Here is a 22,734-nt window from a genome sequence, read left to right on the forward strand (position 1 = left end):
CCTACGAGCCGAGGATCGTGGTGAGGAACTCCCCGGTCCAGGCCAGCAGTTCACGGCCGACCAGCGGCTTCCCGCCGACCTTGGCCGTCTTCGGGCGGGGCACCAGCACCTGCGAGGTGGCCGGCTTGAGGACCGTCCCCGGGTACAGCCGCTTGAGGCGCAGCTCCTGCGACTCGCGCAGCTCCACCGGCCCGAAGCGGATGTTCGGCCCCTGGAGCGTGATGTCCCCGACCCCGCAGGCCCGCGCCAGCATCCGCAGCCCCGCCACCAGCAGCAGGTTCTCCACCGGCTCCGGCAGCTTTCCGTAGCGGTCCGTCAGCTCCTCCCGGACGGCCTTGATGTCGGCCTCGGAGTTCGCCGCCGCGATGGACCGGTACGCCTGCAGGCGCAGCCGCTCGCCCGGCGCGTAGTCGTGCGGGACGTGCGCGTCGACCGGCAGCTCGATCTTCACCTCCAGCGGCGGCTCCTCCTCCGCCCCGCCGCCCTCGACGGCGGCCCGGTAGTCGGCCACCGCCTCGCCGACCATCCGGATGTACAGGTCGAAGCCGACGCCCGCGATGTGCCCGGACTGCTCGCCGCCCAGCAGGTTGCCCGCGCCGCGGATCTCCAGGTCCTTCATCGCCACGTACATGCCGGCGCCCATCTCGGTGTGCTGGGCGATGGTGGCCAGCCGCTCGTGCGCGGTCTCCGTCAGCGGCTTCTCCGGCGGGTACAGGAAGTACGCGTACCCGCGCTCGCGGCCGCGCCCGACCCGGCCGCGCAGCTGGTGCAGCTGGGAGAGGCCGAAGTTGTCGCCGCGCTCCACGATCAGCGTGTTGGCGTTGGAGATGTCGATGCCGGACTCGACGATCGTCGTCGAGACCAGGACGTCGAACTTCTTCTCCCAGAAGTCGACGACGACCTGCTCCAGGGCCTGTTCCGACATCTGGCCGTGGGCCGTGGCGATCCGCGCCTCGGGCACGATCTCGCGCAGCTTCGCGGCCGCCCGGTCGATGGACTCGACCCGGTTGTGGATGTAGAAGCACTGGCCCTCGCGCAGCAGCTCGCGCCGGATCGCGGCGCCGATCTGCTTCTCCTCGTACGGGCCGACGAAGGTGAGCACCGGGTGGCGCTCCTCCGGCGGGGTGGTGATCGTCGACATCTCGCGGATGCCGGTCACCGCCATCTCCAGGGTGCGCGGGATCGGGGTCGCGGACATGGTCAGCACGTCGACGTTGGCGCGGAGCTTCTTCAGCTGCTCCTTGTGCTCGACGCCGAAGCGCTGCTCCTCGTCGACGATGACCAGGCCCAGGTCCTTGAACTTGGTCTCCTGCGAGAACAGCCGGTGGGTGCCGATGACCACGTCCACCGAGCCCTCCTTGAGGCCCTCCAGGGTGGCCTTGGACTCGGTGTCGGTCTGGAAGCGGGACAGCGCCTTCACGTTGACCGGGAACTGGCTGTAGCGCTCGGAGAAGGTGCCGAAGTGCTGCTGCACCAGCAGGGTCGTGGGGACGAGGACGGCCACCTGCTTGCCGTCCTGCACCGCCTTGAAGGCGGCCCGGACCGCGATCTCCGTCTTGCCGTAGCCGACGTCGCCGCAGATCAGCCGGTCCATCGGGACCGACTTCTCCATGTCCTCCTTGACCTCGGCGATGGTGGTGAGCTGGTCGGGCGTCTCCGCGTACGGGAAGGCGTCCTCCAGCTCGCGCTGCCAGGGGGTGTCCGGGCCGAAGGTGTGGCCGGGGGCCGCCATGCGCGCGCTGTACAGCTTGATCAGGTCGGCGGCGATCTCCTTGACCGCCTTCTTCGCCCGCGCCTTGGTCTTCGTCCAGTCGGCGCCGCCGAGCCGGTGCAGGGTCGGGGCCTCGCCGCCCACGTACTTGGTGACCTGCTCCAGCTGGTCCGTCGGGATGTACAGGCGGTCGCCGGGCTGGCCGCGCTTGGCCGGCGCGTACTCGACGAGGAGGTACTCGCGGGTGGCGCCCTGCACGGTGCGCTGCACCATCTCGATGTAGCGGCCGACACCGTGCTGCTCGTGCACGATGTAGTCGCCGACCTCCAGGGTGAGCGGGTCGATGGACTTGCGGCGCCGGGTCGGCATCCGGCCGAGGTCCTTGACGGCGGTGCGCTGACCGGTCAGGTCGGTCTCGGTGAGGACGGCCAGCCTCAGCGCCGGGTCCACGAAGCCGTTGTCGATCGAACCGCAGGCGACGTGGACGAGGGAGGGCTCCAGCACCTCCAGCCTCGGCTCCAGCCGGGCCGCGATGCCCTCGCCGCCGAGCACCTCGACGGTGCGGGCGGCCGGGCCGTGGCCCTCGGTGAGGTAGACGGTGTGCCAGCCGTCGGCGATCCAGCCCTTGGTGTCGGCGAGGGCGCGGGCGGTGTCGCCCCGGTAGGCCTCGGGGGCGCGCATGCCGAGCTTCAGCACGTCGCCGCCGGCCAGGTCCTCCTCGCCGGCCGCGAAGGGGGACACCGACCACCACATCATGCCGATCTCGCGGGCGTGCTCGCGCACGTCCGCGATCCCGCGCAGGGAGGCCGCGCCGACGTCGATGGGGGCCTCGCCGCCGCCGGCGGTGGCCGCCCACGAGGCCATCAGGAACTCCTGCGAGGTCGCCACGAGGTCGGCGGCGCGGGTGCGGACCCGCTCCGGGTCGCAGACGACGGCCATCGCCCCGGCGGGCATGACGTCGATGAGCAGCTCCATGTCGTCGACGAGGACCGGGGCGAGGGACTCCATGCCCTCGACCGCGATCCCCTCGGCGATCTTGTTGAGCAGTTCGCCGAGCTCGGGGTGCTCCTCGGCGAGCGCCGCGGCCCGCTCGCGGACCTCGTCCGTGAGCAGCAGCTCCCGGCAGGGCGGGGCCCACAGCCCGTGCTCGGCGATCTCCAGGGAGCGCTGGTCGGCGACCTTGAAGTAGCGGATCTCCTCGACCTCGTCGCCCCAGAACTCCACGCGCAGCGGGTGCTCCTCGGTGGGCGGGAACACGTCGAGGATGCCGCCGCGCACGGCGAACTCGCCGCGCTTCTCGACCAGCTCGACGCGGGCGTACGCGGCCGCCGCCAGGGCCTCGGTGACCACGCCGAGGTCGGCGGTGTCACCCTGGCGCAGGCTCACCGGCAGCAGGTCCCCGAGCCCCTTGACCTGCGGCTGGAGCACGGAGCGGATGGGGGCGACGACCACCGAGACGGGCCCGGCGGCCGGGTCGTCCTTGCTCGGGTGCGCGAGCCGGCGCAGCACGGCGATCCGGCGGCCGACGGTGTCGCTGCGCGGGCTGAGCCGCTCGTGCGGCAGCGTCTCCCAGGCCGGGTAGTCGACCACCTCGTCGGGGGGCAGCAGGGAGCGCAGCGCGGCCGCGAGGTCCTCCGCCTCCCGGCCGGTGGCGGTGACCGCGAGGACGGTCCGCCCGGTACGGGCGGCCAGCGCGGCGATCGCGAAGGGCCGGGCGGCGGGCGGGCCGACGAGGTCCACGTGCATGCGGTTGCCGTCCCCGGCCGCGGTGACCGCCTCGGCGAGGGCGGGATCCCGGGTGACGGCGTCGAGCAGTCCGTGCAGGCTCATGAGACAGGCTTTCCATCCGGTGAGGGGCGAGGGGTGCGGGGTGCGGGGGTGCGGGGGCAACGCGAAGGGCCCGACACGTGAACGGGCCGGGGGGTTCCCACCCTATGACGCCGCTCCCCCGGCCGCGCGGGGCATTGCGGTCCGGCGCGGGTGTGGCGGGTGCGCGGGAGCCGTCCCCGGCGGCGGGCAGGGGGGCGGAGGGGAGCATTCCGGCCGGGGGTGAGAATCTGTCCGGATGCCGATACCCGGAAGCACCCCCAGGGGGTGTCCGCGAAGCAGCGCCGTCCGCCCGGAGGGCGGGCCCCGCACCGCCCGGTCCGTGCTCCCGGTGTCCCGGGCGGTCGCCCTCGTACGGGACGCACTCGGTATTCCGCCCGCCGCGGGGCACGTGCGTTCCGGGTGTCGCGGGGCGGGCCCTGCTCCGCGGACGCGCCCCGGCGCCGGCGACCGCGCCGGGCGGGCCGCGCGCCGGGCGCCGTACGCGCTCACCGCCGCGCTGTTCCTCGCGTACGCCGTGCTCTCGGTGACCCGCTACCGGCGGATGGAGGAGACCTCCTGGGACCTCGGGATATTCGAGCAGGCGGTCAGGGCCTACGCCTGGCTCCGGCCGCCCGTGGTCGACCTGAAGGGGCCGGGCTTCAACATCCTCGGCGACCACTTCAGCCCGGTCATCGCCCTGATCGCCCCGCTCTACCGGGTCTTCCCGACCCCCGTCACCCTCCTCGTGGTGCAGGCGGCCCTGCTCGCGCTGTCCGCGCTGCCCGTCACCCGGGCCTCGGCGAAGCTCCTCGGACGGGCCCGGGGGCTCGCGCTCGGGGCGGCGTACGGGCTGTCCTGGGGGATCCAGCGGGCCGTGGAGTTCGACTTCCACGAGATCTGCTTCGCCGTACCGCTGCTGGCCTTCGCCCTGGAGGCGCTGCTCGCGCGCCGCTGGCGGGCCGCCCTGGGGTGGGGGCTGCCGCTGCTGCTGGTCAAGGAGGACCTCGGGATCACCCTGGCCGCCCTGGCCCTCGTCACCGCCTGGCGGGCCCGGCGCGCCGACCCGCGGGCCGCGCGGCTCGCGGCGGCCGTCGCCGTGGCCGGGGCGGCCGCCGCCGCACTGGTGTTCACCGTGGTGATCCCCGGCTTCGCCGCCGACGGCTACGCCTACTGGGAGAAGCTCGGCGGAAGCGGGGGCGGGGGCGAGGCCGGCGGCGGCCCGCTGAGCGGCCTCGGCACGAAGCTGACCACCCTCGGCTGGGTGCTCGTCCCCACCACCGGGCTCCTCGCGCTGCGCTCCCCGCTGCTGCTGGTGGCCGTGCCCACCCTGGGCTGGCGGTTCCTGGCGGTAGACCCGTACTACTGGTCCACCGGCTTCCACTACAGCGCCGTCCTGATGCCGGTCGTCGCCCTGGCCCTGGCCGACGCCCTCGACACCGCCCGGAGCAGCCCCCGGCCGCGCGTGCGGGCGTACGCCCACCAGCTGCCCGGCGCCGTGCTCGCCGCCGCCCTCGCGCTGAGCGCGACCACCCTGCCGCTGGCCCGGCTCGGCGAGCGGTCCGCGTACGAGAAGCCCGCGCGGGTGGCCGCCGTCGAACGGCTGCTGGCGCAGATCCCGGACGGTTCGCGGGTGGAGGCGGTCTACGGGCCGCTGACCCGGCTGACCTCGCGCTGCCAGGTGTACTGGCTCGGCGGCACCCAGGGGGTCCTGCCGGCCTTCCTCGTCTACGACGGCTCCGACGGCCGGGCCGGCGACCCCGTCGCCTTCGCCGAGCGGCTGCACCCGGGGTCGCGCTTCGCGCTGATGGGCGAGGCGGGCGGGTACGTCCTGCTCCAGCGGATGCTGTGAGCCGCTGAACCGCCGAGCCGCCGACGCACGACGCCGGCCCCGGACCGTCCCTGCGGACGGTCCGGGGCCGGCGCGTTCCCCCGTACTGCTCCCCCGTGGTTCCCCCGTTCCTTCCCCCGTACGACCGCCCCGCTATTCGCTGGCGATCGCGTTCAGGACGTTCATCCGCCCCGCCCGGAAGGCCGGGACCAGTGCGGCGAACAGGCCCACCAGGGCCGAGCCGGCGAAGACGCCGATGATGGTCGGCCAGGGGATCTCCAGCACCTTCAGCCCCTGGAGGGCGAGGAGCTGCTGGGCGGTGGCCCCCCAGCCCATGCCCAGGCCGAGGCCCAGCAGGGCGCCGAAGAGGGCGATGACCACCGACTCCAGGCGGATCATGCGGCGCAGCTGGCGGCGGGAGAGGCCGATGGCGCGCATCAGGCCGATCTCGCGGGTCCGCTCGACCACCGAGAGGGCCAGGGTGTTCACGACGCCCAGCACCGCGACGATGATCGCGAGGGCGAGGAGCCCGTAGACCATGTTGAGCAGCTGCCCGACCTGGTCCTTGAGGTCCTGCTTGTAGTCGGTCTGGTTGAGCACCTTGTACTGCGGGTACTCGGCCATGGCCGCCTTGAGCGCCGTGTACGCGCTGTCGGCCTGCCCCTTCTCGGCCTTGGCCAGCAGCATGAACGGGCGCGCCAGCTGGTCGGCCGGGATGTTGGCCTCGGCGGTGGCGGTGCTGATGTACTTCACGCCCTTGTCGAGGTTGCCCTCGTCCGAGGTGATCGCCGCGACCTTCAGCTTGACGGTCTTGCCGCCGTTGAAGGCGACCGTCAGCTCGTCGCCGACCTTGACGTGGTGCTTGTCGGCGTAGAGGGAGCCCACCGCCATGGAGCCGGCCGCGTACGCGTCCTGGTGCGCGCCGGCGATCATCTTGCGGCGCACGTCCTGCGCGTACGTCGGGTCGGTGACGCTGAGGCGGTCCTGGGCGGACGTGCCGTCCGGGGCGGTGATCTTCGCCTCGACCTCGCGGTACGCGGTGACGTGGTCCAGGCCCTTGGTGCCCCGCATGGCCTGCTCGGCCTGCGGCATCATCGGCTGGCCGCCCTGCGAGGCGACGATGTAGTCGGCGCCGACGGTGCGGTCGAGCTCGTCGGTGGCGGAGGCCACCATGGAGGAGCCGACCACCGACAGGCAGGCGACCAGCGCCAGTCCGATCATCAGCGCGGCGGCCGTGGCGCCGGTGCGGCGCGGGTTGCGCAGCGCGTTGCGCTCGGCGAGCCGGCCGACGGAGCCGAAGGGCCGCAGCACCGGGGCGGCGAGCACCCGGACCACGACGCCGGCCAGCAACGGGCCGATCACGATGAAGCCGATCAGGCTGAACAGCACGCCGACGGCCAGCCACAGCGAGCCCGCGGAGGCCTTGTCGGCGGCCGCGGCGAGGAAGAGGGCCGCCGCGCCGATGCCCGTGAGCACCAGGCCGAGGACCGCGCGGACGGTGCCGGCCTTCTTGTCGCCGGGGGTTCCGGCGTCGCGCAGGGCGGCCATCGGGGAGACCTTGCCGGCCCGGCGGGCCGGGACGTAGGCGGCGACGACGGTGACGACGATGCCCAGGACCAGGCCGATGACCGGGGTCGTCCACTTGACCGTCAGGTCGGCGGTGGACAGCTGCATGCCCATCTGGCCCATCAGCTTCATCAGGCCGACGGCCAGGCCCACGCCCGCCGCGACTCCGGCGAGGGAGCCGACGACGCCGAGCAGGAACGCCTCGATGAGGACCGAGCGGTTGATCTGGCCCCGGTCGGAGCCGATGGCGCGCATCAGGCCGATCTCGCGGGTCCGCTGGGCGACCAGCATCGAGAAGGTGTTGAAGATCAGGAAGATGCCGACGAGGAAGGCGATGCCGGCGAAGCCGAGCATCACGTACTTCATGACGTCGAGGAAGCCCATGTCCTTCTTGTTGGCGGCCGCGGCTTCCTTGGCGGTCTGCAGCTTGTACGTGTCCGCGCCGACGGCGGCCGCCACGTTCTTCTTCAGCTGCTCGTGCGTCACGCCGTCCTTGGCGGTGACGTTGACGTGGGTGAAGGTGCCCGGGGCGCCGAGCAGCTTCTCCTGGGCGGTGGCGGTGTCGAAGTAGACGATGGCCGCGCCCGGGTTGGTCACGGTGAAGGAGGCGATACCGCTGATCTTCGCCCGGACGTCACCGGTGACGGCGATGGTGCGCAGCTCGTCCCCGAGCTTCAGCTTGTGCTTGTCGGCGGTGTCGGCGTCGACCATCACCTCGGTGGGGCCGCGCGGGGCGTGGCCGGAGGTGATCTTCATCGACTTGAGCTCGTTGTCGTTCCAGTTGCCCGCGATGGTCGGGGCTCCGGTCGTCGACCCCATGTTCTCGTTCTTGGAGTTGACGACCGTGACGGCCATCGAGACGACGCCGCCCTCGGCGGACTTGACGCCCTCGGCGCCGCGGACCTTCTCCACGACCGAGCCGGGCAGGGACTCCGGCTTGCCGCGGGCGGAGACCTCCTCGCCCTCCTCGGCTTCCTTGGGGCTGACGGTGACGTCGGAGCTGGTGACGGCGAACAGCTTGTCGAAGGTGGTGGTCATGGTGTCCGTGAACACCAGGGTCCCGCAGACGAAGGCGACCGACAGCAGCACGGCGACCGCGGAGAGCGCCATCCTGCCCTTGTGCGCGAGGAAGTTGCGCCGCGCGGTCTTCATGACGGTCACGAGGTCCGCCCGCGCGCGTCGAAGTCCTTCATCCGGTCGAGCACCTGGTCGGCGGTGGGCGCGTGCATCTCGTCGACGATGCGGCCGTCGGCGAGGAAGATGACGCGGTCCGCGTAGGAGGCGGCGACCGGGTCGTGGGTGACCATCACGATGGTCTGGCCCAGCTGGTCGACGGACTGGCGCAGGAAGCCGAGGACCTCGGCGCCGGCCCGGGAGTCCAGGTTTCCGGTCGGCTCGTCGCCGAAGATGATCGCCGGGCGGGCGGCGAGGGCGCGGGCGACCGCCACGCGCTGCTGCTGGCCGCCGGACAGCTCGGTCGGGCGGTGCTTGAGGCGGCCCGCGAGGCCGACCGTCTGGACGACCCGGTCCAGCCACTGCGGGTCCGGCTTGCGGCCCGCTATGTCCATGGGGAGGGTGATGTTCTCCAGGGCGTTGAGCGTGGGCAGCAGGTTGAAGGCCTGGAAGATGAAGCCGATCTTGTCCCGGCGCAGCTGGGTGAGCTTCTTGTCCTTCAGGCCGGTGATCTCGGTGTCCTCCAGGTGGATCTGCCCGCCGGTCACCGTGTCCAGCCCGGCCAGGCAGTGCATCAGCGTGGACTTGCCCGAGCCGGAGGGGCCCATGATCGCGGTGAACTGGCCGCGGTGGATGTCCACGTCCACGTGGTCGAGGGCGACGACGCGGGTCTCGCCGGAGCCGTAGGCCTTGACGACCTGGCGCGCCCGGGCCGCGACGGAGTTCTGTCCCCCGCCGCTCCCGTGCCTGGTCTCGGTCATCGCCGTTGTCACGGTGCTGTCTCCCCTGTTGGTGTGCGTGTGCGTGTGCCGGTGCCGGTGCGGCCGGCGCGTACGCGGCCGGTCCGTGCGTGGCCGGTCTATGCGTGGCCGGTATGCGCGTGGCCGGTATGCGTACCGCCGCCGTCGAAGTCTGCGGTGCGGGGGGCCCGGGCGCGCTGGTGCCCATCGCCGTATCCACCGGGGGGTTAACCCCACCCCCACCCCCCGGCGGCCCCGCTCATATGAACCAGTTAAGGACCTCGCGGGCCTCCCGTCCTCCTCCGCCGGGACGAACGTCCCCTGGGCCCAAATGCTGAGCCACCCCTAGGGGTTGTCCACCCTCCGGCGGACCTGGGGTAGGGGGCACGGACGGGCCGGGCGTCCGTGAGACGGGGATTCCGCCCGGAGCGGCCCGGTGAGATGGTGATCCCCGCAGACGAGGGGAACACGGTGGAAGCAGGAGAAACCCGGGCGAAAGGCTCGACGGAAGCTTCCACGGAGGGCGCTGCGGACCCCGCCGACCACCCCGGAGGAAGCCCGTCCGCGGGCGGCCCCGGACCCGGAACGGCCTCGGGGCCGGACTCCGGGACCCACGGGGCCGGGCGCGGACGGCCGCCCGCCCGGGTGGTGGTGGCGCTCATGCTGAACATGGCCCTGGTCGCGCTCGACAGCACGATCGTCTCCACCGCCGTCCCGCAGATCGTCGGGGACCTCGGCGGCTTCGCCGTCTTCTCCTGGCTGTTCTCCGGCTACCTCCTCGCCGTCACCGTCACCCTGCCCGTCTACGGCAGGCTCAGCGACACCTTCGGCCGCAAGCCCGTCCTCCTCTTCGGCACCGCCCTCTTCCTGGCCGGCTCCCTCCTGTGCGCGTCCGCCTGGAACATGGCCGCGCTCATCGCCTTCCGCATCGTCCAGGGGCTGGGCGGCGGAGCCCTGCAGGGCACCGTGCAGACCCTGGCCGCCGACCTCTACCCGCTGCGCGACCGCCCCCGCATACAGGCCCGGATGACCACCGTGTGGGCGAGCTCCGCCCTGCTCGGCCCGGCACTCGGCGGGACGCTGGCCGGGTACGCGGGCTGGCGCTGGACCTTCCTGATCAACGTGCCGCTGGCCGGGCTGGCCCTCTGGCTGACCGCCCGCCACCTCGTGGAACCCGTACGCTCCCCCGGCCGCCGGGGCCCGGTGGACTGGGCCGGGGCCCTCGCCGTCTTCGCCTGCGGCGGGCTGCTGCTCTTCGCCCTGGTCCAGGGCGGCGTGGCCTGGCCCTGGCTGTCGGCGCCCTCGCTGGCGCTGCTGGGCGCGAGCGCGGTCCTGGCGGCGGTGGTGGTCAGGGTGGAGCGCCGGGCCGCGGAACCGATCCTGCCCGGCTGGGTGTGGCGCCGGCGCACCATCGCCGCCGTGAACCTGGCGATGGCGGCGATGGGGCTGCTGATGGTCGCCCCGATGGTGTTCATGCCGATGTACGCCCAGTCCGTGCTCGGGCTCGGTCCGGTCGGAGCCGGGCTCCTGACCGCCCTGATGACGCTGAGCTGGCCGCTGTCGGCCGCCTTCTGCCAGCACGTGTACCGGCGCATCGGCTTCCGCGACACCGCCGCCCTGGGCGTGGGCCTGGGCTCGGCGATCCTGTTCGCCTTCACCCTGCTGCCGTACCCGGCACGGCCCTGGCAGCCCGCACTGGTGATGCTGCTGCTGGGCGCCGCCCTCGGGCTGTTCCAGCTGCCGCTGGTGGTCGGGGTGCAGTCCACGGTCGGCTGGGCCGAGCGGGGCACCACGACGGCCTCGGTGCTGTTCTGCCGCACCGTCGGGCAGAGCGTGGGCGCCGCGCTGCTGGGGGCGGTGGCCAACGCGACCGTCGCCGCCCGGCTGGCGGGGACGCCGCTGCCGGGGCTGCCGGAGCGCCTCGACGACGTGGCGCGGGCCCTGGCGGAGCCGGGCCGGCTGTCGCCGGCCGCCGCCGAGCCCCTGCGGGCGGCGGTGGCGGCCGCGGTGGAGCACATCTTCCTCGGCGCCACTGCCGCCGGGGTGGCGGCGCTGCTGGTGCTGCTGCTGGTGGCACCGCGCAGGTTCCCGGTGCTGCCGGAGCACGATTAGCGGGGCGCGGGCGGGGCGGACGGGGCTGGGCGGGGGCGGGTCCACCCACCTCCGGCCCGCGCGTCGGGTTGTCATGTTCGGACCCAGTGGGTGACCCTCTTGCCCAGGACCGCATCCGGGGGGACGACATGGCATCCGCACTCTTCGCGCTCGCGTTACTGGCCGCCCTGGCCGGGCCGGTGGCCCTGCGCCTGCGCCGCAGGCCGGGCTTCGTCACCGGCCGCGACGGCCGGCTCTCCACCTCCACCACCCTCGCGCTGGCCTGGACGGTGCTCCTGGTCTGGCTGCTGCTCGCGATCCTCGCGTACGGGCTCACGGCGGGCGGCGGCGTCTCCTACTTCCGCGCCACCGGCTCCGACGGCCCGCTGTCGTCCCTGACCTCGGTGTACCTGCCGCTGCTCGGGGGCCCGTACGCGGCCCTGATCGCGGCGAAGGCGGTCGTCGGCTTCCGGCTGGAGAGCGGCAGCATGGCCAAGCCGGCCCCCAAGCCCACCCCCGGCGGCCGCCGCCCGCTGCGGGAGCTGATCGCGAACGACAGCGGCCGGACCGACCTGGTGGACCTCCAGTACGTGGCCCTCAGCGCGGTCACCATGCTCTACGTCGTCCTCTTCTTCCTCTCCGACGTGGGCGGCGGGCTCCCCCGGCTGCCCGCCGAGATCTGGGCGCTGACCGGCGCACCGGCCGGGGCCTACCTGGTCAACAAGATGGCCACCCGCGCCAACCCGGTGATCACCGACGTCACCGTCACCCCCGAGGGGCTGCTCCGGGTGGAGGGCGGCGGCTTCACCGAACCCCGCCTCACGGTCGACGGCACCCCGGTCGAGGCGGCACCGGATCCGGCGACGGGGGCCCTGACGGCCCGGCTGCCGCAGACGGCGAAGCCGCCGTTCACGGTGGTGGTCGCCTCGCGCGGGCTGCGCAGCGACCCGTACCGCTACGAGGGCGCCCCCGCCGCCGCGGTGCCGGCCCCGCGGGCATGACGGGGGCCCGGCACCCTCGGGTGCCGGGCCCCCGTCCGTCGAGCCGAGATCAGCCGATCGTGCGGAACGGGGAGTCGAAGTAGTCGGACTCCTCGTCGGAGCTGTCGGAGGAGTCGCTGTCGGCCGGCTGCTGGACGGGAGCCTGGGCGGCCTCCTCGCTCTTGTCCTTCTCGCCCTTGTCCTTCTCGCCCGGCTGGGCCGGCGGCGCCTGCTTGTCGGACTCGAAGGCGACGGCGGAGGCCTCGAAGTCGCCCGCCTTCTCACCCGGGCCCGCGGCCGCGACCGGCTCGCCCTCGCAGTTCTTGTTGTCGAAGAACAGGGCCACCTTGTCGGTCTCGTTGACGACTTCCTTGATCGGGGCGTCGGCCACGGCCAGCGCGTGGCACTTGTCCTCGGCCAGGTCGCTCACCTGCCCGGTCTTGCTTTCGCCGTTCTGCTGGAAGCTGTAGCTGAGGGCCTTGCCGTCGTCCGCGAGGGCGGTGGCGGCGGCCGGCAGGACGAGGGTGAGGGCTCCGGCGAGGGCTACGGCGGTGGTGCGAAGACGCATGAGGGGGTTCCGTTCTTCTCTTCCACGGGCGGATGCCGGTCCGGTGGCATCCGGGAGGGAGCGTAGAAGCGCGACGCGTTGGCGAAACCTTTCCTCAGCGGGAGCGCGCCCCGAGGTTCACCCACCCTGCCCCTCGCGGGCCCACCCCGCCCCCTCCTCCGGGGAGCTCCGGTTCACCCGCCGCCCCTCGGGGTCCCGGTCAGCGACCCCTGCTCGCGGCTCACGCGCCCTCCCCCTTGTGCCGGGCGTAGTAGCGCGCCACCCGGGCCCGGTTGCCGCACGCCGAAGCCACGCACCAGCGGCGGCGCGGGTGCGCCGGCAGGAACAGCAGCACGCAGTCCGGCGCCTCGCACTCGCGCACCGTCGTCACCCGGGGGTCCGTCAGCAGCTCCACCGCGGCCTCCGCGAGCTCGGCGGCGAGCCGCTGCGCGGGGGCGGCCTCCCGGTAGGGGGCCGCCGTCATGCCGGTCAGCGCCGTCCAGGCCAGCTCGGTGCGGGCCGGGGCGGCGGCGAGGATCCCGTTGAGCGCGGCCAGCGCGCCGGGCGGGGGCCGCTCGCCGCGCCGGGCGGCGGCGAGCAGCGGCCCGGCCGCCTCCCGCACGGCGTGCACGGCGGCCACCTCGGCCTCCCCGACCTCCGCGACGCGGCTCAGCCGCCCGGGCTCCTCGGCCAGCCAGGCGGCGAGTCCCGCCCGGTCGGCGATGAGGTCGCCGGCACCGGCGGGCCGGGTGTTCAGCAGGTCGAGGGCCAGGGGCTCGCCCAGCAGCGGGAAGAGGTTCACGCCGCTAATGCTAGCAATCCCCCTTGACCCATTAGCCGCCTCTACCGCAGACTAATGCCACCGAAGCCCAAGGAGGCATGTGATGATCGCTCACCGCACCGTCGACGTGGACGGCGTGACCGTCGCCTACCGCGAGAGCGGCCCGGCCGACGGCCCGGTCCTGCTGCTCCTGCACGGCTTCCCCACCGCCTCGCACCAGTTCACCCGCCTCATGGACGCGCTCGCCGGCACCCCCTACCGGCTGATCGCCCCCGACTACCCCGGCTTCGGCCGCACCACCGCCCCGCACGGCTTCACGTACACCTTCGACCGGCTCGCCGACGTCGTGGAGGGCTTCACCGACGCCCTCGCCCTCGAACGCTTCGCCCTCTACGTCTTCGACTTCGGCGCCCCCGTCGGACTGCGGCTCGCCAGCCGCCGCCCCGACCGCGTCACCCACCTGATCGTCCAGAACGGGAACGCGTACGACGAGGGCCTCTCCGACGCCGCCCGCGAGTTCGCCGGACTGCGCCGCGAGGTACCCGGCAACGAGGAACGCGTCCGCGCCCTGTTCACCGAGGAGGGCACCCGCTTCCAGTACGAGACCGGCGTCGCGGACACCGCCCTGATCTCCCCCGACAACTGGACCCTCGACGTCCACTACCTCGGGCTGCCCGGCCGCACCGACGCCCAGGCCGACCTCGCCTTCGACTACGCCTCGAACTTCGCCCACTACCCCGCCTGGCAGGCCTGGCTCCGCACGGCCGCCGTCCCGGTCCTCGTCGCCTGGGGCGCCGGCGACCCCTTCTTCACCCCGGCCGGCGCCAAGGCCTACCTCCGCGACGCACCCCACGCCGAGGTCCACGTCTTCGAGGGCGCGGGCCACTTCGCCCTGGAGACCCACCTCCCCGAAATCGCCCCGCTGATCCGCGACTTCCTCACCCCCACAACCTCCGGCCGGTGACGCTCCCGGGGTCGCGCACCGCGTACACCCCGGCCCCGCCCTCGTACGACGCGGCGACGACGGCGACACCGCCGTCGAGGGCCAGCGCCGTGAAGTCCGGGCGGCCCGCCGCGGCCCCGAGAAACGTTTCCGCACCGGCCCCCATCAGGTCCCACCCCTCCAGCAGCCGCACCCGCCGCCAGCCGCCCTCACCGCCCGGCGGCATCAGCAGGAACTCACCGCCCTCGCCGAACAGCCCCTCGGCCACGGCGAGCCGGTGCCAGCACTCGTTGAGCGCCTCCACCAGCCGCGGATCCGCGTACCGGACGTAGACGCCTCCGAACACCTCCGCGGAGCCGTACCCGCCGACAGCCGGGACCACCCCCTCCGGCACCCCGCCGGACACCACCCCGAGCCCGGCCCGCCCCAACACCCCGCGCACCCTAGGACCGGAACCCGACGATCCCGAACCCCGGCCGCGCCTCGACCTGCCGCAGCCACCCCAGCACGTCCCCCACGGCCTCCGCCACCTCGCTGTCCAGCAGCGGGACCTCCCCCCGCCGCTTGGTCTCCTCGAACTGCTCCAGCGCCTTCACGCACTCCTCGTACGTCCACTCGCCGCAACCCGGCGTGTACGTGGACGGCAGCCCGCCCGGCAGGTCCGAGAAGTCGAAGTCCTCGACCGAAACGGCGTCGATCTTCAGAGCCCGCAGCCCCGCGTCGACCATCCCCAGCCAGTCGCCCCGGTACGGGGAGAACGAGGAGTTGTCGAGGAAGGACCCCGTCAGGTCGCAGAGCCGCTTGTACGCGTACGCGTACTGGAAGGCGTGCTCCCGGTCCTCACTGAACGGCCCGCCGTACACCACCGCGCGCAGCGCCTCGTACGCACTCGGCGCGCCGTTCTCGATCTCCGAGTCGAACCAGTCGTCGTCATGGGCGAGATCGGCGGCGAACCGCTCCCGGACCACCTCCAGGAGCGCGTCGTCGCGCGAACCGACCAGGGCGTGCACGGCCTTCAGATCGAGCAGGTACACACTCAGCGAAGAACTCATACCGCGAGGCTAACGCCGCCCACTGACAACCCACTTGGCGACACCCTCCCCGCCCCGCGGCGCCCCTCCCGGCAGGCACCCGGCCGCGCGGGCCGGCCGCTACCCCTCCGCCGGCGCCCGGCCCGTCAGCGCCGCCAGACTGGAGCGGACGTGGCTCATGTGGGCCCGCATCTCCTCCTGCGCCTCCTGGTGCTCGCGCAGGATCCGGTCCGTCTCGCGCCCCGTCCGCTCCTCCCGGACCCGCGCCTGCGCCACCAGCTCCTCCGCCCGCGCCTCCGCGTCCTCCTGGCCGTGCCGCGCCGACTCCTCCGCCTCCGCGTACCCGCGCCGCGCCTCCGCCAGCCGCGCCTCCGCGTACCGCTCCAGCTCCGCGTACCGCGCGTCCTGCTCGTCCGCCCCCGCCGCCAGCTCCCGCCCCGACGCGTCCCAGCGCTCGACCTGCTCCTGCTCCCGCTCCGCGAGCAGCGCCCGCGCCCGGCGCCCCGTCTCCGCCAGCGCGGCCTGCGCCTCGGACCGCCAGCCCGCCGCGTCCTCGCGCGCCTCCGCCCGCAGCCCGTCCGCCTCCCGCTGCGCCCGCAGCAGCCCCTGCCGCGCCCGCACCTCGGTCTGCTCGCGCACCGCCTCCGCGTCGTGCCGCGCCAGCTCGGCCACCCGGTCGGCATGCGCCTCGGCCGCACCCGCCGCCTCCGCCGCGTCCGCCCGGGCCTCCTCCCGCAGGACCTCCGCCTCCTCCTGCGCCAGCTGCAGGATCCGCCGTGCCCGCTCGCTCAGCTCGTCGTACGTCTGCGGGGCCAGCGCGGCCACCGCCGCACGCAACCGCTCGGCCTCCGCCTCCATCTGACGGGCCAGCACGGTCAGCCGCGCCACCCGCTCCCAGGCCTCGTCCCGGCTGCCGGACAGCCGCGCGAGATAGCGGTCGACTTCGTCCGTCCGGTAGCCACGACCGCGCACAGTCGCAAAGGGTGCAGTCATCCTGGGAGCGCCTCTCTCGCGGGGATTGCTGTCAAGGATGCGTCATTTGCTCGCAGAAGCCGGAATGGCCGGGCCGGGTCCCCCACACGAGGGGACCCGGCCCGGCCACACGCACGCTCACCGCGTCAGAGCAGTCCGTCCCACATCTGCTCCAGCAGCACCGACCACCAGCTCTCCGGCGAAGCCAGCGCCGCGCTGTCCAGACCGGCCAGATTCGCCTGGAAATCGACGGTCCAGTGCCCTGCCTGCTCCGGCGTCAGATGCTGACGCAGCCGCCACATGTGACCCAGCATCGCCAGCGAACGTGCGAACTGCGGCAGGCTCGAATTCACGAACTGCGGCGGCACGGGCGCCCCGCCGGGACCGGCCTCCACCGGCACCGCCACTATGTGCGCCGTCCCGTACTGGACGCACAGCGCCTTGCCGAAGTCACTGCCGACGACCAGGTACGAGCCCGCGTCCGACGCCGGCTGCACCCCGCGCTGCGCCGCCAGCTCGGCCAGCGTCGGCACCGGCTGACCCGGCACCGCCTGCGCCCAGAAGAACGGCCCGAAATCGACCGGCAGACCCGCCCACATCAGGGTCTGCGCCACGATCTCCGGCACGCCCTGGCGCGACACCGCCCGCTGGTCGAAACGGAACACGCCCTGCGGCCCGAAGGCACCCGCCAGCTCCTGCGCGATCGCGTCCATCGGGATCGCCGGCTGGAGCGGGACCTGCGGCAGCGGCGCCCGGACCGGCGCGGGACGCGCGGGCCCGTCCGCCACCTGGTGCAGCTCACCCTGATGGGTGAGCAGGTGGCGCATGCCCTGCTGACGGCCCGCGTGGTCGGTCCCGTACGGGGCCACGCTCGTGATCCGCACCTGCGGCCAGGTCTCGCGGATCATCCGGGCGCAGTAACCACCGGGCAGCTCACAGGAGGCCAGCTCGGTGTGCAGCTCCAGCACCTGCTGCGGCGGCACGTTCATCGCGCGGAGCTCGTACAGGATCTGCCACTCCGGGTGCGGCGTACCGGGCGCCGAGCGGCGGATCAGCTGCTGCTCGGAGCCGTCGGGCGCGCGGTAGCGCAGCACCGCCTGGTAGCCGGGGCCGACCGTGGGCGCACCGGACGGGGCCTGCGGCGGCTGCCCCGCCGGACCGGGCGGCGGGCCGGGGGGCGTGCCGGGCGGACCGGGCGGCTGCACCGCACCGGGACCGGCCAGCATGGTCGCGGCGTGGTGCGCACCGGCTCCGGGCGCACCAGGAGCACCGGGCGCGCCAGGAGCACCGGGAGGCCCCGGCGGCTGCACGACCGCGGGTCCGGCGAGCATCGTCGCGGCATGGTCCAGCCCCCCGCCCAGCGAACCGGACGCACCAGGAGCACCGGGAGCACCAGGCGGACCGGGAGGCGTCGGCGCACCGGGAGCCCCGGGCGGACCGGGCGGCTGCACCACACCGGGCGCCGCCAGCATGGTCGCGGCCTGGTGCGCACCGGCCCCGGGCGCACCGGGCGCACCGGGAGCAGCAGGCGCCCCGGGCGCACCCGGGGGCGCCGGCGGAGCCGGAGGACCGGGCGGACCGGGAGGCGCCGGCGGGCCGGGCGGCTGCACCACGGCGGGACCGGCGAGCATGGTCGCGGCATGGTCCAGCCCCCCGCCCAGCGAACCGGACGCACCAGGAGCACCGGGAGCACCAGGCGCCCCGGGCGGACCAGGAGGCGCCGGCGGCACACCCGGAGCCCCCGGCGTCATGCCCGGCGCGGCCAGCATCGTGGCGGCGTACTGCGCCCCGCCACCGGGCGCACCGGGAGCCCCAGGAGCACCCGGAGCCCCGGGCGCACCAGCCGGCGGCACCGGCGGCGCCTGCGGCGGCTGCGGCGGCGCCTGCGCGACACCGCCCGGCGGGGACACGCGGGCACGGCTCGTCGGCGCGTCGGCGATGGACCCGGCATCCGCCGGAACCGACAGCGCCGGAGCCACGGTCGTCCTCGGCAGCTGGCTGCCACCCGCCATCAGCGTGGTCTTGGCCTCCGGGGCCACCCCCGAGGCGGAGGGCGCGTCATCCAGGTCGGAGCCGGAGAGCGGCGGCGCGAACACCGTGGCGGGCAGCGGAACGGAGCCGTCCTCGGCGCCGGAGTTCACGTCCGTCCCGGCCCACGGCGTGGACCCGGCCGGCACCCCGTCGTTCGCGGTCGGCTCGTACGGCACCTCGCCCCCGCGCCCGAGCGGAACCGGACCGGCGCCCGAAGAACCGACACCGGCACCGGCACCGGCACCGGCACCGGCACCGGAACCGACACCCGCACCCGCACCCGAAGAGCCCGCCGGCGGGATCCCCGCCCGGTCCGCCGCCTCCTGCAGCCACTGCGGCGGCGTCAGCATGAACGAGGTCTGCTCCGAATCGATCCGCGGCGGCGGAACCGAAGCCTCCGAAGCCGCCGACGCGGCAGCGGCCCCGTATTCCTCCTCGTACCGCCGGATCACCTCACCCACCGGCAGCCCCGGCCACAACGTCACCTCGCCGCTGTCCCGCGCGATGACCAGCCGCTGCCGGCCGCCGCCGGACACCGGACCGGCCGCCCGGTCCTCGGCCCACACCACGAACCCGAGCCCGAACTCCCGCACCCGCACCTCACGGTGCTGGTACGCGGGCACGTCCCCGTTGATCCACTCCTCGGCGCGCTCCTGCGCCTGCGCGAACGTCACCACGACGCCGTCACCCCTCACCCATGCCGGCGCCGGACACTGCAACCGAACGCGCGAATCCGCCGTCCACCATCAGACCGGCCACCGTCTCCAGCTCCGGCGGGTTACCCGCCAACCGCTCCAGGAAGGCATCGAAATCGGCACCGCACGGCAGCAACAGACGCTCCACCCGCTCCTGCACCGTCCAGCCGTCCCGGTCGCGCGCGTCGTCGTAGGGGGAGAACCAGACGGAGCCCACGCCCTCGCCCCTCACCTTCACCGCGAGCAGCCCGCCCTGCACGAAGGCGACGCACAGGTAGTCCTTCGTCAGGTGGTCCCGCAGACACTTGTTCACGTACACCAGGTCGTTGACCGCCGCCTCCTCACGCACCGTGAAGAACGGCTGGTCCACCAGCAGCCCCAGCTCCACCAGCAGCCCCGCGCCCACCGGCGCGCAGCCGCCCGCCGCCTTCAGGAACGAGCGGTACGCCTCCGGCAGCCGGTAGCCGAGGTCCTCCTCGACGCCCTGCACCTGCGGCTCCGACACCGACACCAGGGCCTTCGGCAGCCCCAGGTGCGCCGGACGCGCCTCCTGCAGCGGCCGCGCCCCGCGCTTGTCGTGGTCCACGGGAGCGGTCGCCAGACCGGCGTGGTGCCGCAGCAGCGCCTTCACCTCGACCGGGACCAGCTCCATCCGCCGCGAGCCCGCGACGTGGTGCCAGGTCCAGCCGTGCGGGGTCGCCACCGGGCCCACCGTGTCCCACAGCGGGTGGGCGGCGGCACGCATCGCCGCGTTGGCGGACACGAAGTCCGTCAGGCGCAGCTCGTCCACGCCGAAGCCCTCCGGGGGCTCGGCGATCTCCACGGCCGCGCGCGCGTAGCGCGAGAAATCGGGATGACCGTTGGCGTCCATCCGCACTCCGTGGGGATGCCGAGCAGCCCGGACCGGGTCCGGGAAGTGCACGACCTGCCCCGAGTAAGCGGCGTTGGGTGGCGCGGCCTGCTGCCCGAGCCGACCTGTCGTCATGGCGGTAGCCCCCTGCTGGATCTGGCTGGTTCACCACAGCCTATGTGCTCGGGCAAGACCCTCACCCGCCCCCGAGCCGCGCGTGCGCCGACGGGGCGGGAACATCCGAATTGATACGAATATTCGACCCCGCTTCCGCGCGACAGGTGACATTTGACAGGCTGTCCCGCAGCACGGGGGCGTGCGCGACAGCGACCACCACCGCCGCCACGGGAGGGAAGAGCAACCATGCAGACCGCGACCACACGGACCGCGACCACACAGAACGCGGCACCCCGCACGGGCCGCCCGCAGCCGGCCGACACCGGCTCCGCCGGCGACCCCCGGCTGCGCTGGAGCAGCACCGGCACCGCCCAGACCACGCCCGTGCTCCGCTTCCGCCGCGACGGCATCCTGCCCACCGTCGCCGCCGCCCTCTCCGTCCGCGGCGAAACCCTCACCGGCACCGCCGGCAAGGGCGACCAGCCGCCCGCCCTGCACCCGCTCGTCCAGGACTTCCACGACACCCTCACCAGCGGCCAGCGCGAACGCTTCACCGGACGGTGTCCCGAAGCGATCCTGCTCTCCCGCCACCTGGCCGCCGTCGAGGGCGCCCGCAGCAAGCGCGCCTCCCGCAAGCCGCTCTCCGCGAGCGAGGCCCGCCGCTCCCTCAAGCACGCCCGCATCACCGCCCGCCACATCCGCGAGGACGGCGACCCCCTGCACGGCACCTACGCGCCGCCCTGCCGCTCCTGCGACGCGCTCCTCAACCACTTCGGCGTACGCCCCGTCGACCTCACCCACCCCGAGTAGCCACCATGACCGCGTCCTCCGCCTCCTACGACCGCTCCTCGGCCACCCGATTCCCCGGACCCGTGGACTCCGCCCTGCGCACCGCCGGATGGGAACCCGGCCGCTGGGACATCAAGCAGGCCGAATACTGGGCCGACGCCCTGCGCGACCACACCACCCCCGCCGGCCACCGGCACACCGTCTTCCCCGCCGCCGTCGAGGCCTGGGCCGAATTCGGCGGCCTCACCCTCCGCGCACCGGGCCCGGGCCGCCAGATAGCCCCGACCCCCGTACGCGTCGACCCGCTGACGGGCCTGCACCTCGCCCGCACCTTCGCCGACCTCGGACGGGCCCTCTCCACCCAGCTCAGCCCGCTCGGCGCCGGCACCGACGGCGGCTCCCACCTCGCCATCGACCGCGAAGGCCGCGTCTACCTCGTCGACCACACCGGCGACTGGTACCTCGGCTCCGGACTCGACGAGGCCCTCACCCTCCTCCTCACCGGCCTCCAGCCCGCCCGCCTCACCACCGGCTGACGGGCCCCGCGGCGCCTACCGGGCCGGCAGCACCGCCGACACCTTGAACCCGCCCCCGTCCGTCGGCCCGGACACGAACACCCCGCCCAGCCCCAGCACCCGCTCCCGCATCCCGAGCAGCCCGTTCCCCCCGCTGGGCAGATCGGCGCCCCGCGCCTCCCCCTCGCACGGCCCGTTCTCCACCTGCATGGCCATCTCCCCCTCCCGGTGCGCCAGCCGTACGACGACCCGCGCGCCCGGAGCGTGCTTGTGGCAGTTGGTCAGCGCCTCCTGCACCACCCGGTACGCCGTCTGCTCCACCTCCGGCCGGTAGCCGCCGCCCTCACCCTGCACACACACCTCGACGGCCATCCCGGCCGCCCGCGACTGCCCGACCAGCGCCTCCAGCTCCCCCAGCGTCGGCCCTTCCTCCAGCACCATCGGCCCCGACACCTCCCGCACCGCCGGCCGGCTCTCCTTCGCCGGAGCCCGCAGCACGCCCAGCATCTCCCGCAGCTCCGTCAACGCCTGGCGCCCCATGTCACCCACCAGCGCCGCGTTCCGCACCGCCTTCACGGGGTCCTTCGCGGCCACCGCCTGCAGCGCCGCCGCGTGCACCACCATCAGCGACACCCGGTGCGCCACCACGTCGTGCATCTCCCGCGCGATGCGCGTCCGCTCCTCCTGGCGGGCCCACTCGGCCCGCTCCTCCGCCCGGTCCGCCAGCAGCGACAGCTCCCGCTCCAGCGAGTCCGCCCGCTCCTGCAGGCTCTCCATCAGCCGGCGCCGCGCGCCCACGTACAGCCCGAGCAGCACCGGCGGCACGGTCAGCGCCACCGCCATGAACACGGACAGCACGATCACGAGCGTGCCGTCGGCCTCCACGTCCCCGCGGGTCTGCACGTACGTCACCACGAACGTCCCGGCCAGCGACATCGCGGCCAGCGTCGCGACGACCCGCCGGGGCACCTCGCAGGCGGCCAGCGTGTACAGCCCCACCACGCCGAGCAGGAAGCCCATCGTGGCCGGCGTGACCGCGATCCCGACGAGCACCACCGCCACGGGCCAGCGCCGGCGCAGCACCAGCACGGACCCCGCCAGCAGCCCGAACAGCACCCCGGCCCACACCGGCACCCCGGCCTCACGCGCGGTCGGCACCCCCTCGAAGGCGCACTCGACGGCGGAGGCCACCCCGAGCCCCACGTCGAGCACGGCCCCCCGCCGCCGCTCCCACCACCAGGGCCCGTCCCGGCCCGTCCCCTCGCGCTCATCCCCCGTACTGGTCATGCCGTCCAGCGTACGCAGCGGGCCCGGCCCGGTGGCGGGCCGAAATCCCGGGAACCGCCGGAGGCCGAAAGGCACCGGTCCGCACCGCCGTTTTGACCGTCGCGTCGAGGGGGCAGGGTGCGGCATAGTAGGAGCGATCAACTTGGACTGGGACGACCAACTGTCCGTTTCAAGTTGATTGGCCATCCCCTGTGGTGTAATTGGCAGCACTGAGGCTTTTGGTGCCTTATGTCCGGGTTCGAGTCCTGGCGGGGGAGCTTGGCACAGGCGGGTCCCGA

At 74.0% G+C, this 22,734-nt stretch carries 17 protein-coding genes and 1 tRNA gene; 7 read left to right on the top strand and 11 right to left on the bottom strand.

Annotated features, from left to right (window positions below; all coding sequences use genetic code 11):
• Position 1: 1 nt before the first annotated feature.
• Positions 2-3,541: a transcription-repair coupling factor gene (gene mfd / locus ACQKM2_RS19480; RefSeq protein ID WP_427711224.1), complete on the bottom strand. Its 3,540-nt coding sequence runs from the start codon at positions 3,539-3,541 to the stop codon at positions 2-4.
• Positions 3,542-4,082: 541 nt separating this feature from the next.
• Between mfd and ACQKM2_RS19485 the strand changes: the two genes are divergently transcribed.
• On the top strand, positions 4,083-5,369 hold the full coding sequence (locus ACQKM2_RS19485) for a DUF2079 domain-containing protein (RefSeq protein WP_427711389.1): 1,287 nt from the start codon (positions 4,083-4,085) through the stop codon (positions 5,367-5,369).
• Between the two features lie 132 nt (positions 5,370-5,501).
• Here the strand turns inward: ACQKM2_RS19485 and ACQKM2_RS19490 are convergent, their stop codons facing one another.
• Together ACQKM2_RS19490 and ACQKM2_RS19495 are read right to left on the bottom strand one after the other, a co-directional pair.
• The gene (locus ACQKM2_RS19490) at positions 5,502-8,075 is read right to left on the bottom strand and encodes an FtsX-like permease family protein (protein WP_427711226.1); all 2,574 of its coding nucleotides are present in this window, start codon (positions 8,073-8,075) and stop codon (positions 5,502-5,504) included.
• Positions 8,072-8,848: an ABC transporter ATP-binding protein gene (locus tag ACQKM2_RS19495; protein ID WP_427711228.1), complete on the bottom strand. Its 777-nt coding sequence runs from the start codon at positions 8,846-8,848 to the stop codon at positions 8,072-8,074. Before ACQKM2_RS19495 ends, ACQKM2_RS19490 begins: the two co-directional genes overlap by 4 nt.
• Positions 8,849-9,268: 420 nt before the next feature.
• Here ACQKM2_RS19495 and ACQKM2_RS19500 point away from each other — a divergent pair, with 420 nt between their 5' ends.
• Together ACQKM2_RS19500 and ACQKM2_RS19505 are read left to right on the top strand one after the other, a co-directional pair.
• On the top strand, positions 9,269-10,939 hold the full coding sequence (locus ACQKM2_RS19500; RefSeq protein ID WP_427711230.1) for an MFS transporter: 1,671 nt from the start codon (positions 9,269-9,271) through the stop codon (positions 10,937-10,939).
• A 128-nt stretch (positions 10,940-11,067) separates the two neighbouring features.
• A complete protein-coding gene (locus ACQKM2_RS19505; RefSeq protein ID WP_427711232.1) occupies positions 11,068-11,919 on the top strand; it encodes a hypothetical protein in 852 nt (283 codons plus the stop codon).
• Positions 11,920-11,968: 49 nt separating this feature from the next.
• On the opposite strand, the gene ACQKM2_RS19510 is transcribed toward ACQKM2_RS19505, so the two are convergent.
• Complete coding sequence (locus ACQKM2_RS19510) at positions 11,969-12,466, bottom strand: hypothetical protein (protein WP_427711233.1); 498 nt, start codon at positions 12,464-12,466, stop codon at positions 11,969-11,971.
• Between the two features lie 220 nt (positions 12,467-12,686).
• Positions 12,687-13,247 (bottom strand): CGNR zinc finger domain-containing protein, encoded by a 561-nt coding sequence (locus tag ACQKM2_RS19515; protein WP_427711235.1) that lies wholly within the window; start codon positions 13,245-13,247, stop codon positions 12,687-12,689.
• Positions 13,248-13,329: 82 nt separating this feature from the next.
• Between ACQKM2_RS19515 and ACQKM2_RS19520 the strand changes: the two genes are divergently transcribed.
• The gene (locus tag ACQKM2_RS19520; RefSeq protein ID WP_427711237.1) at positions 13,330-14,190 is read left to right on the top strand and encodes an alpha/beta fold hydrolase; all 861 of its coding nucleotides are present in this window, start codon (positions 13,330-13,332) and stop codon (positions 14,188-14,190) included.
• On the opposite strand, the gene ACQKM2_RS19525 is transcribed toward ACQKM2_RS19520, so the two are convergent.
• From ACQKM2_RS19525 to ACQKM2_RS19545, 5 genes are all read right to left on the bottom strand, one after another.
• On the bottom strand, positions 14,165-14,611 hold the full coding sequence (locus tag ACQKM2_RS19525) for a hypothetical protein (RefSeq protein WP_427711239.1): 447 nt from the start codon (positions 14,609-14,611) through the stop codon (positions 14,165-14,167). The two genes, ACQKM2_RS19520 and ACQKM2_RS19525, sit on opposite strands and share 26 nt — an antisense overlap.
• Before the next feature lies 1 nt (position 14,612).
• Positions 14,613-15,221, bottom strand: coding sequence for a DUF7691 family protein (locus ACQKM2_RS19530; RefSeq protein ID WP_427711241.1), 609 nt, complete (start codon positions 15,219-15,221; stop codon positions 14,613-14,615).
• Between the two features lie 99 nt (positions 15,222-15,320).
• On the bottom strand, positions 15,321-16,193 hold the full coding sequence (locus ACQKM2_RS19535; protein WP_427711243.1) for a cellulose-binding protein: 873 nt from the start codon (positions 16,191-16,193) through the stop codon (positions 15,321-15,323).
• A 125-nt stretch (positions 16,194-16,318) separates the two neighbouring features.
• Entirely contained in the window at positions 16,319-18,880 is a 2,562-nt protein-coding gene (locus tag ACQKM2_RS19540; protein WP_427711245.1) for an SUKH-4 family immunity protein, read from the bottom strand.
• Between the two features lie 7 nt (positions 18,881-18,887).
• Positions 18,888-19,883 carry an SMI1/KNR4 family protein gene (locus ACQKM2_RS19545; protein WP_427711247.1) on the bottom strand — a complete coding sequence of 332 codons (996 nt, stop codon included), beginning with the start codon at positions 19,881-19,883 and terminating at the stop codon, positions 18,888-18,890.
• 228 nt (positions 19,884-20,111) lie between these two features.
• On the opposite strand from ACQKM2_RS19545, the gene ACQKM2_RS19550 reads away from it, so the two are divergent.
• Both ACQKM2_RS19550 and ACQKM2_RS19555 read left to right on the top strand, forming a co-directional pair.
• Positions 20,112-20,675 carry a YwqJ-related putative deaminase gene (locus ACQKM2_RS19550; protein WP_427711249.1) on the top strand — a complete coding sequence of 188 codons (564 nt, stop codon included), beginning with the start codon at positions 20,112-20,114 and terminating at the stop codon, positions 20,673-20,675.
• A gap of 5 nt (positions 20,676-20,680) precedes the next feature.
• Positions 20,681-21,190, top strand: a complete 510-nt coding sequence (locus ACQKM2_RS19555; RefSeq protein ID WP_427711251.1) for an SUKH-3 domain-containing protein — start codon at positions 20,681-20,683, stop codon at positions 21,188-21,190.
• 15 nt (positions 21,191-21,205) lie between these two features.
• Here ACQKM2_RS19555 and ACQKM2_RS19560 read toward each other — a convergent pair whose 3' ends face one another.
• Positions 21,206-22,456 carry a sensor histidine kinase gene (locus tag ACQKM2_RS19560; protein ID WP_427711253.1) on the bottom strand — a complete coding sequence of 417 codons (1,251 nt, stop codon included), beginning with the start codon at positions 22,454-22,456 and terminating at the stop codon, positions 21,206-21,208.
• Positions 22,457-22,641: 185 nt separating this feature from the next.
• On the opposite strand from ACQKM2_RS19560, the gene ACQKM2_RS19565 reads away from it, so the two are divergent.
• Positions 22,642-22,713 (top strand) — tRNA-Gln (locus ACQKM2_RS19565).
• Positions 22,714-22,734 lie beyond the last annotated feature (21 nt).

The organism is Streptomyces sp. NPDC004126 (assembly GCF_050275515.1).
GTDB lineage: Bacteria > Actinomycetota > Actinomycetes > Streptomycetales > Streptomycetaceae > Streptomyces.

Excerpts from the sequence above, each read along its gene's own strand:
- mfd (WP_427711224.1), bottom strand. The coding sequence starts at position 3,541 with ATGAGCCTGCACGGACTGCTCGACGCCGTCACCCGGGATCCCGCCCTC.
- ACQKM2_RS19485 (WP_427711389.1), top strand. The coding sequence starts at position 4,083 with ATGGAGGAGACCTCCTGGGACCTCGGGATATTCGAGCAGGCGGTCAGG.
- ACQKM2_RS19495 (WP_427711228.1), bottom strand. The coding sequence starts at position 8,848 with ATGACCGAGACCAGGCACGGGAGCGGCGGGGGACAGAACTCCGTCGCG.
- ACQKM2_RS19500 (WP_427711230.1), top strand. The coding sequence starts at position 9,269 with ATGGTGATCCCCGCAGACGAGGGGAACACGGTGGAAGCAGGAGAAACC.
- ACQKM2_RS19505 (WP_427711232.1), top strand. The coding sequence starts at position 11,068 with ATGGCATCCGCACTCTTCGCGCTCGCGTTACTGGCCGCCCTGGCCGGG.
- ACQKM2_RS19510 (WP_427711233.1), bottom strand. The coding sequence starts at position 12,466 with ATGCGTCTTCGCACCACCGCCGTAGCCCTCGCCGGAGCCCTCACCCTC.
- ACQKM2_RS19520 (WP_427711237.1), top strand. The coding sequence starts at position 13,330 with ATGATCGCTCACCGCACCGTCGACGTGGACGGCGTGACCGTCGCCTAC.
- ACQKM2_RS19530 (WP_427711241.1), bottom strand. The coding sequence starts at position 15,221 with ATGAGTTCTTCGCTGAGTGTGTACCTGCTCGATCTGAAGGCCGTGCAC.
- ACQKM2_RS19535 (WP_427711243.1), bottom strand. The coding sequence starts at position 16,193 with ATGACTGCACCCTTTGCGACTGTGCGCGGTCGTGGCTACCGGACGGAC.
- ACQKM2_RS19545 (WP_427711247.1), bottom strand. The coding sequence starts at position 19,883 with ATGACGACAGGTCGGCTCGGGCAGCAGGCCGCGCCACCCAACGCCGCT.
- ACQKM2_RS19550 (WP_427711249.1), top strand. The coding sequence starts at position 20,112 with ATGCAGACCGCGACCACACGGACCGCGACCACACAGAACGCGGCACCC.
- ACQKM2_RS19555 (WP_427711251.1), top strand. The coding sequence starts at position 20,681 with ATGACCGCGTCCTCCGCCTCCTACGACCGCTCCTCGGCCACCCGATTC.
- ACQKM2_RS19560 (WP_427711253.1), bottom strand. The coding sequence starts at position 22,456 with ATGACCAGTACGGGGGATGAGCGCGAGGGGACGGGCCGGGACGGGCCC.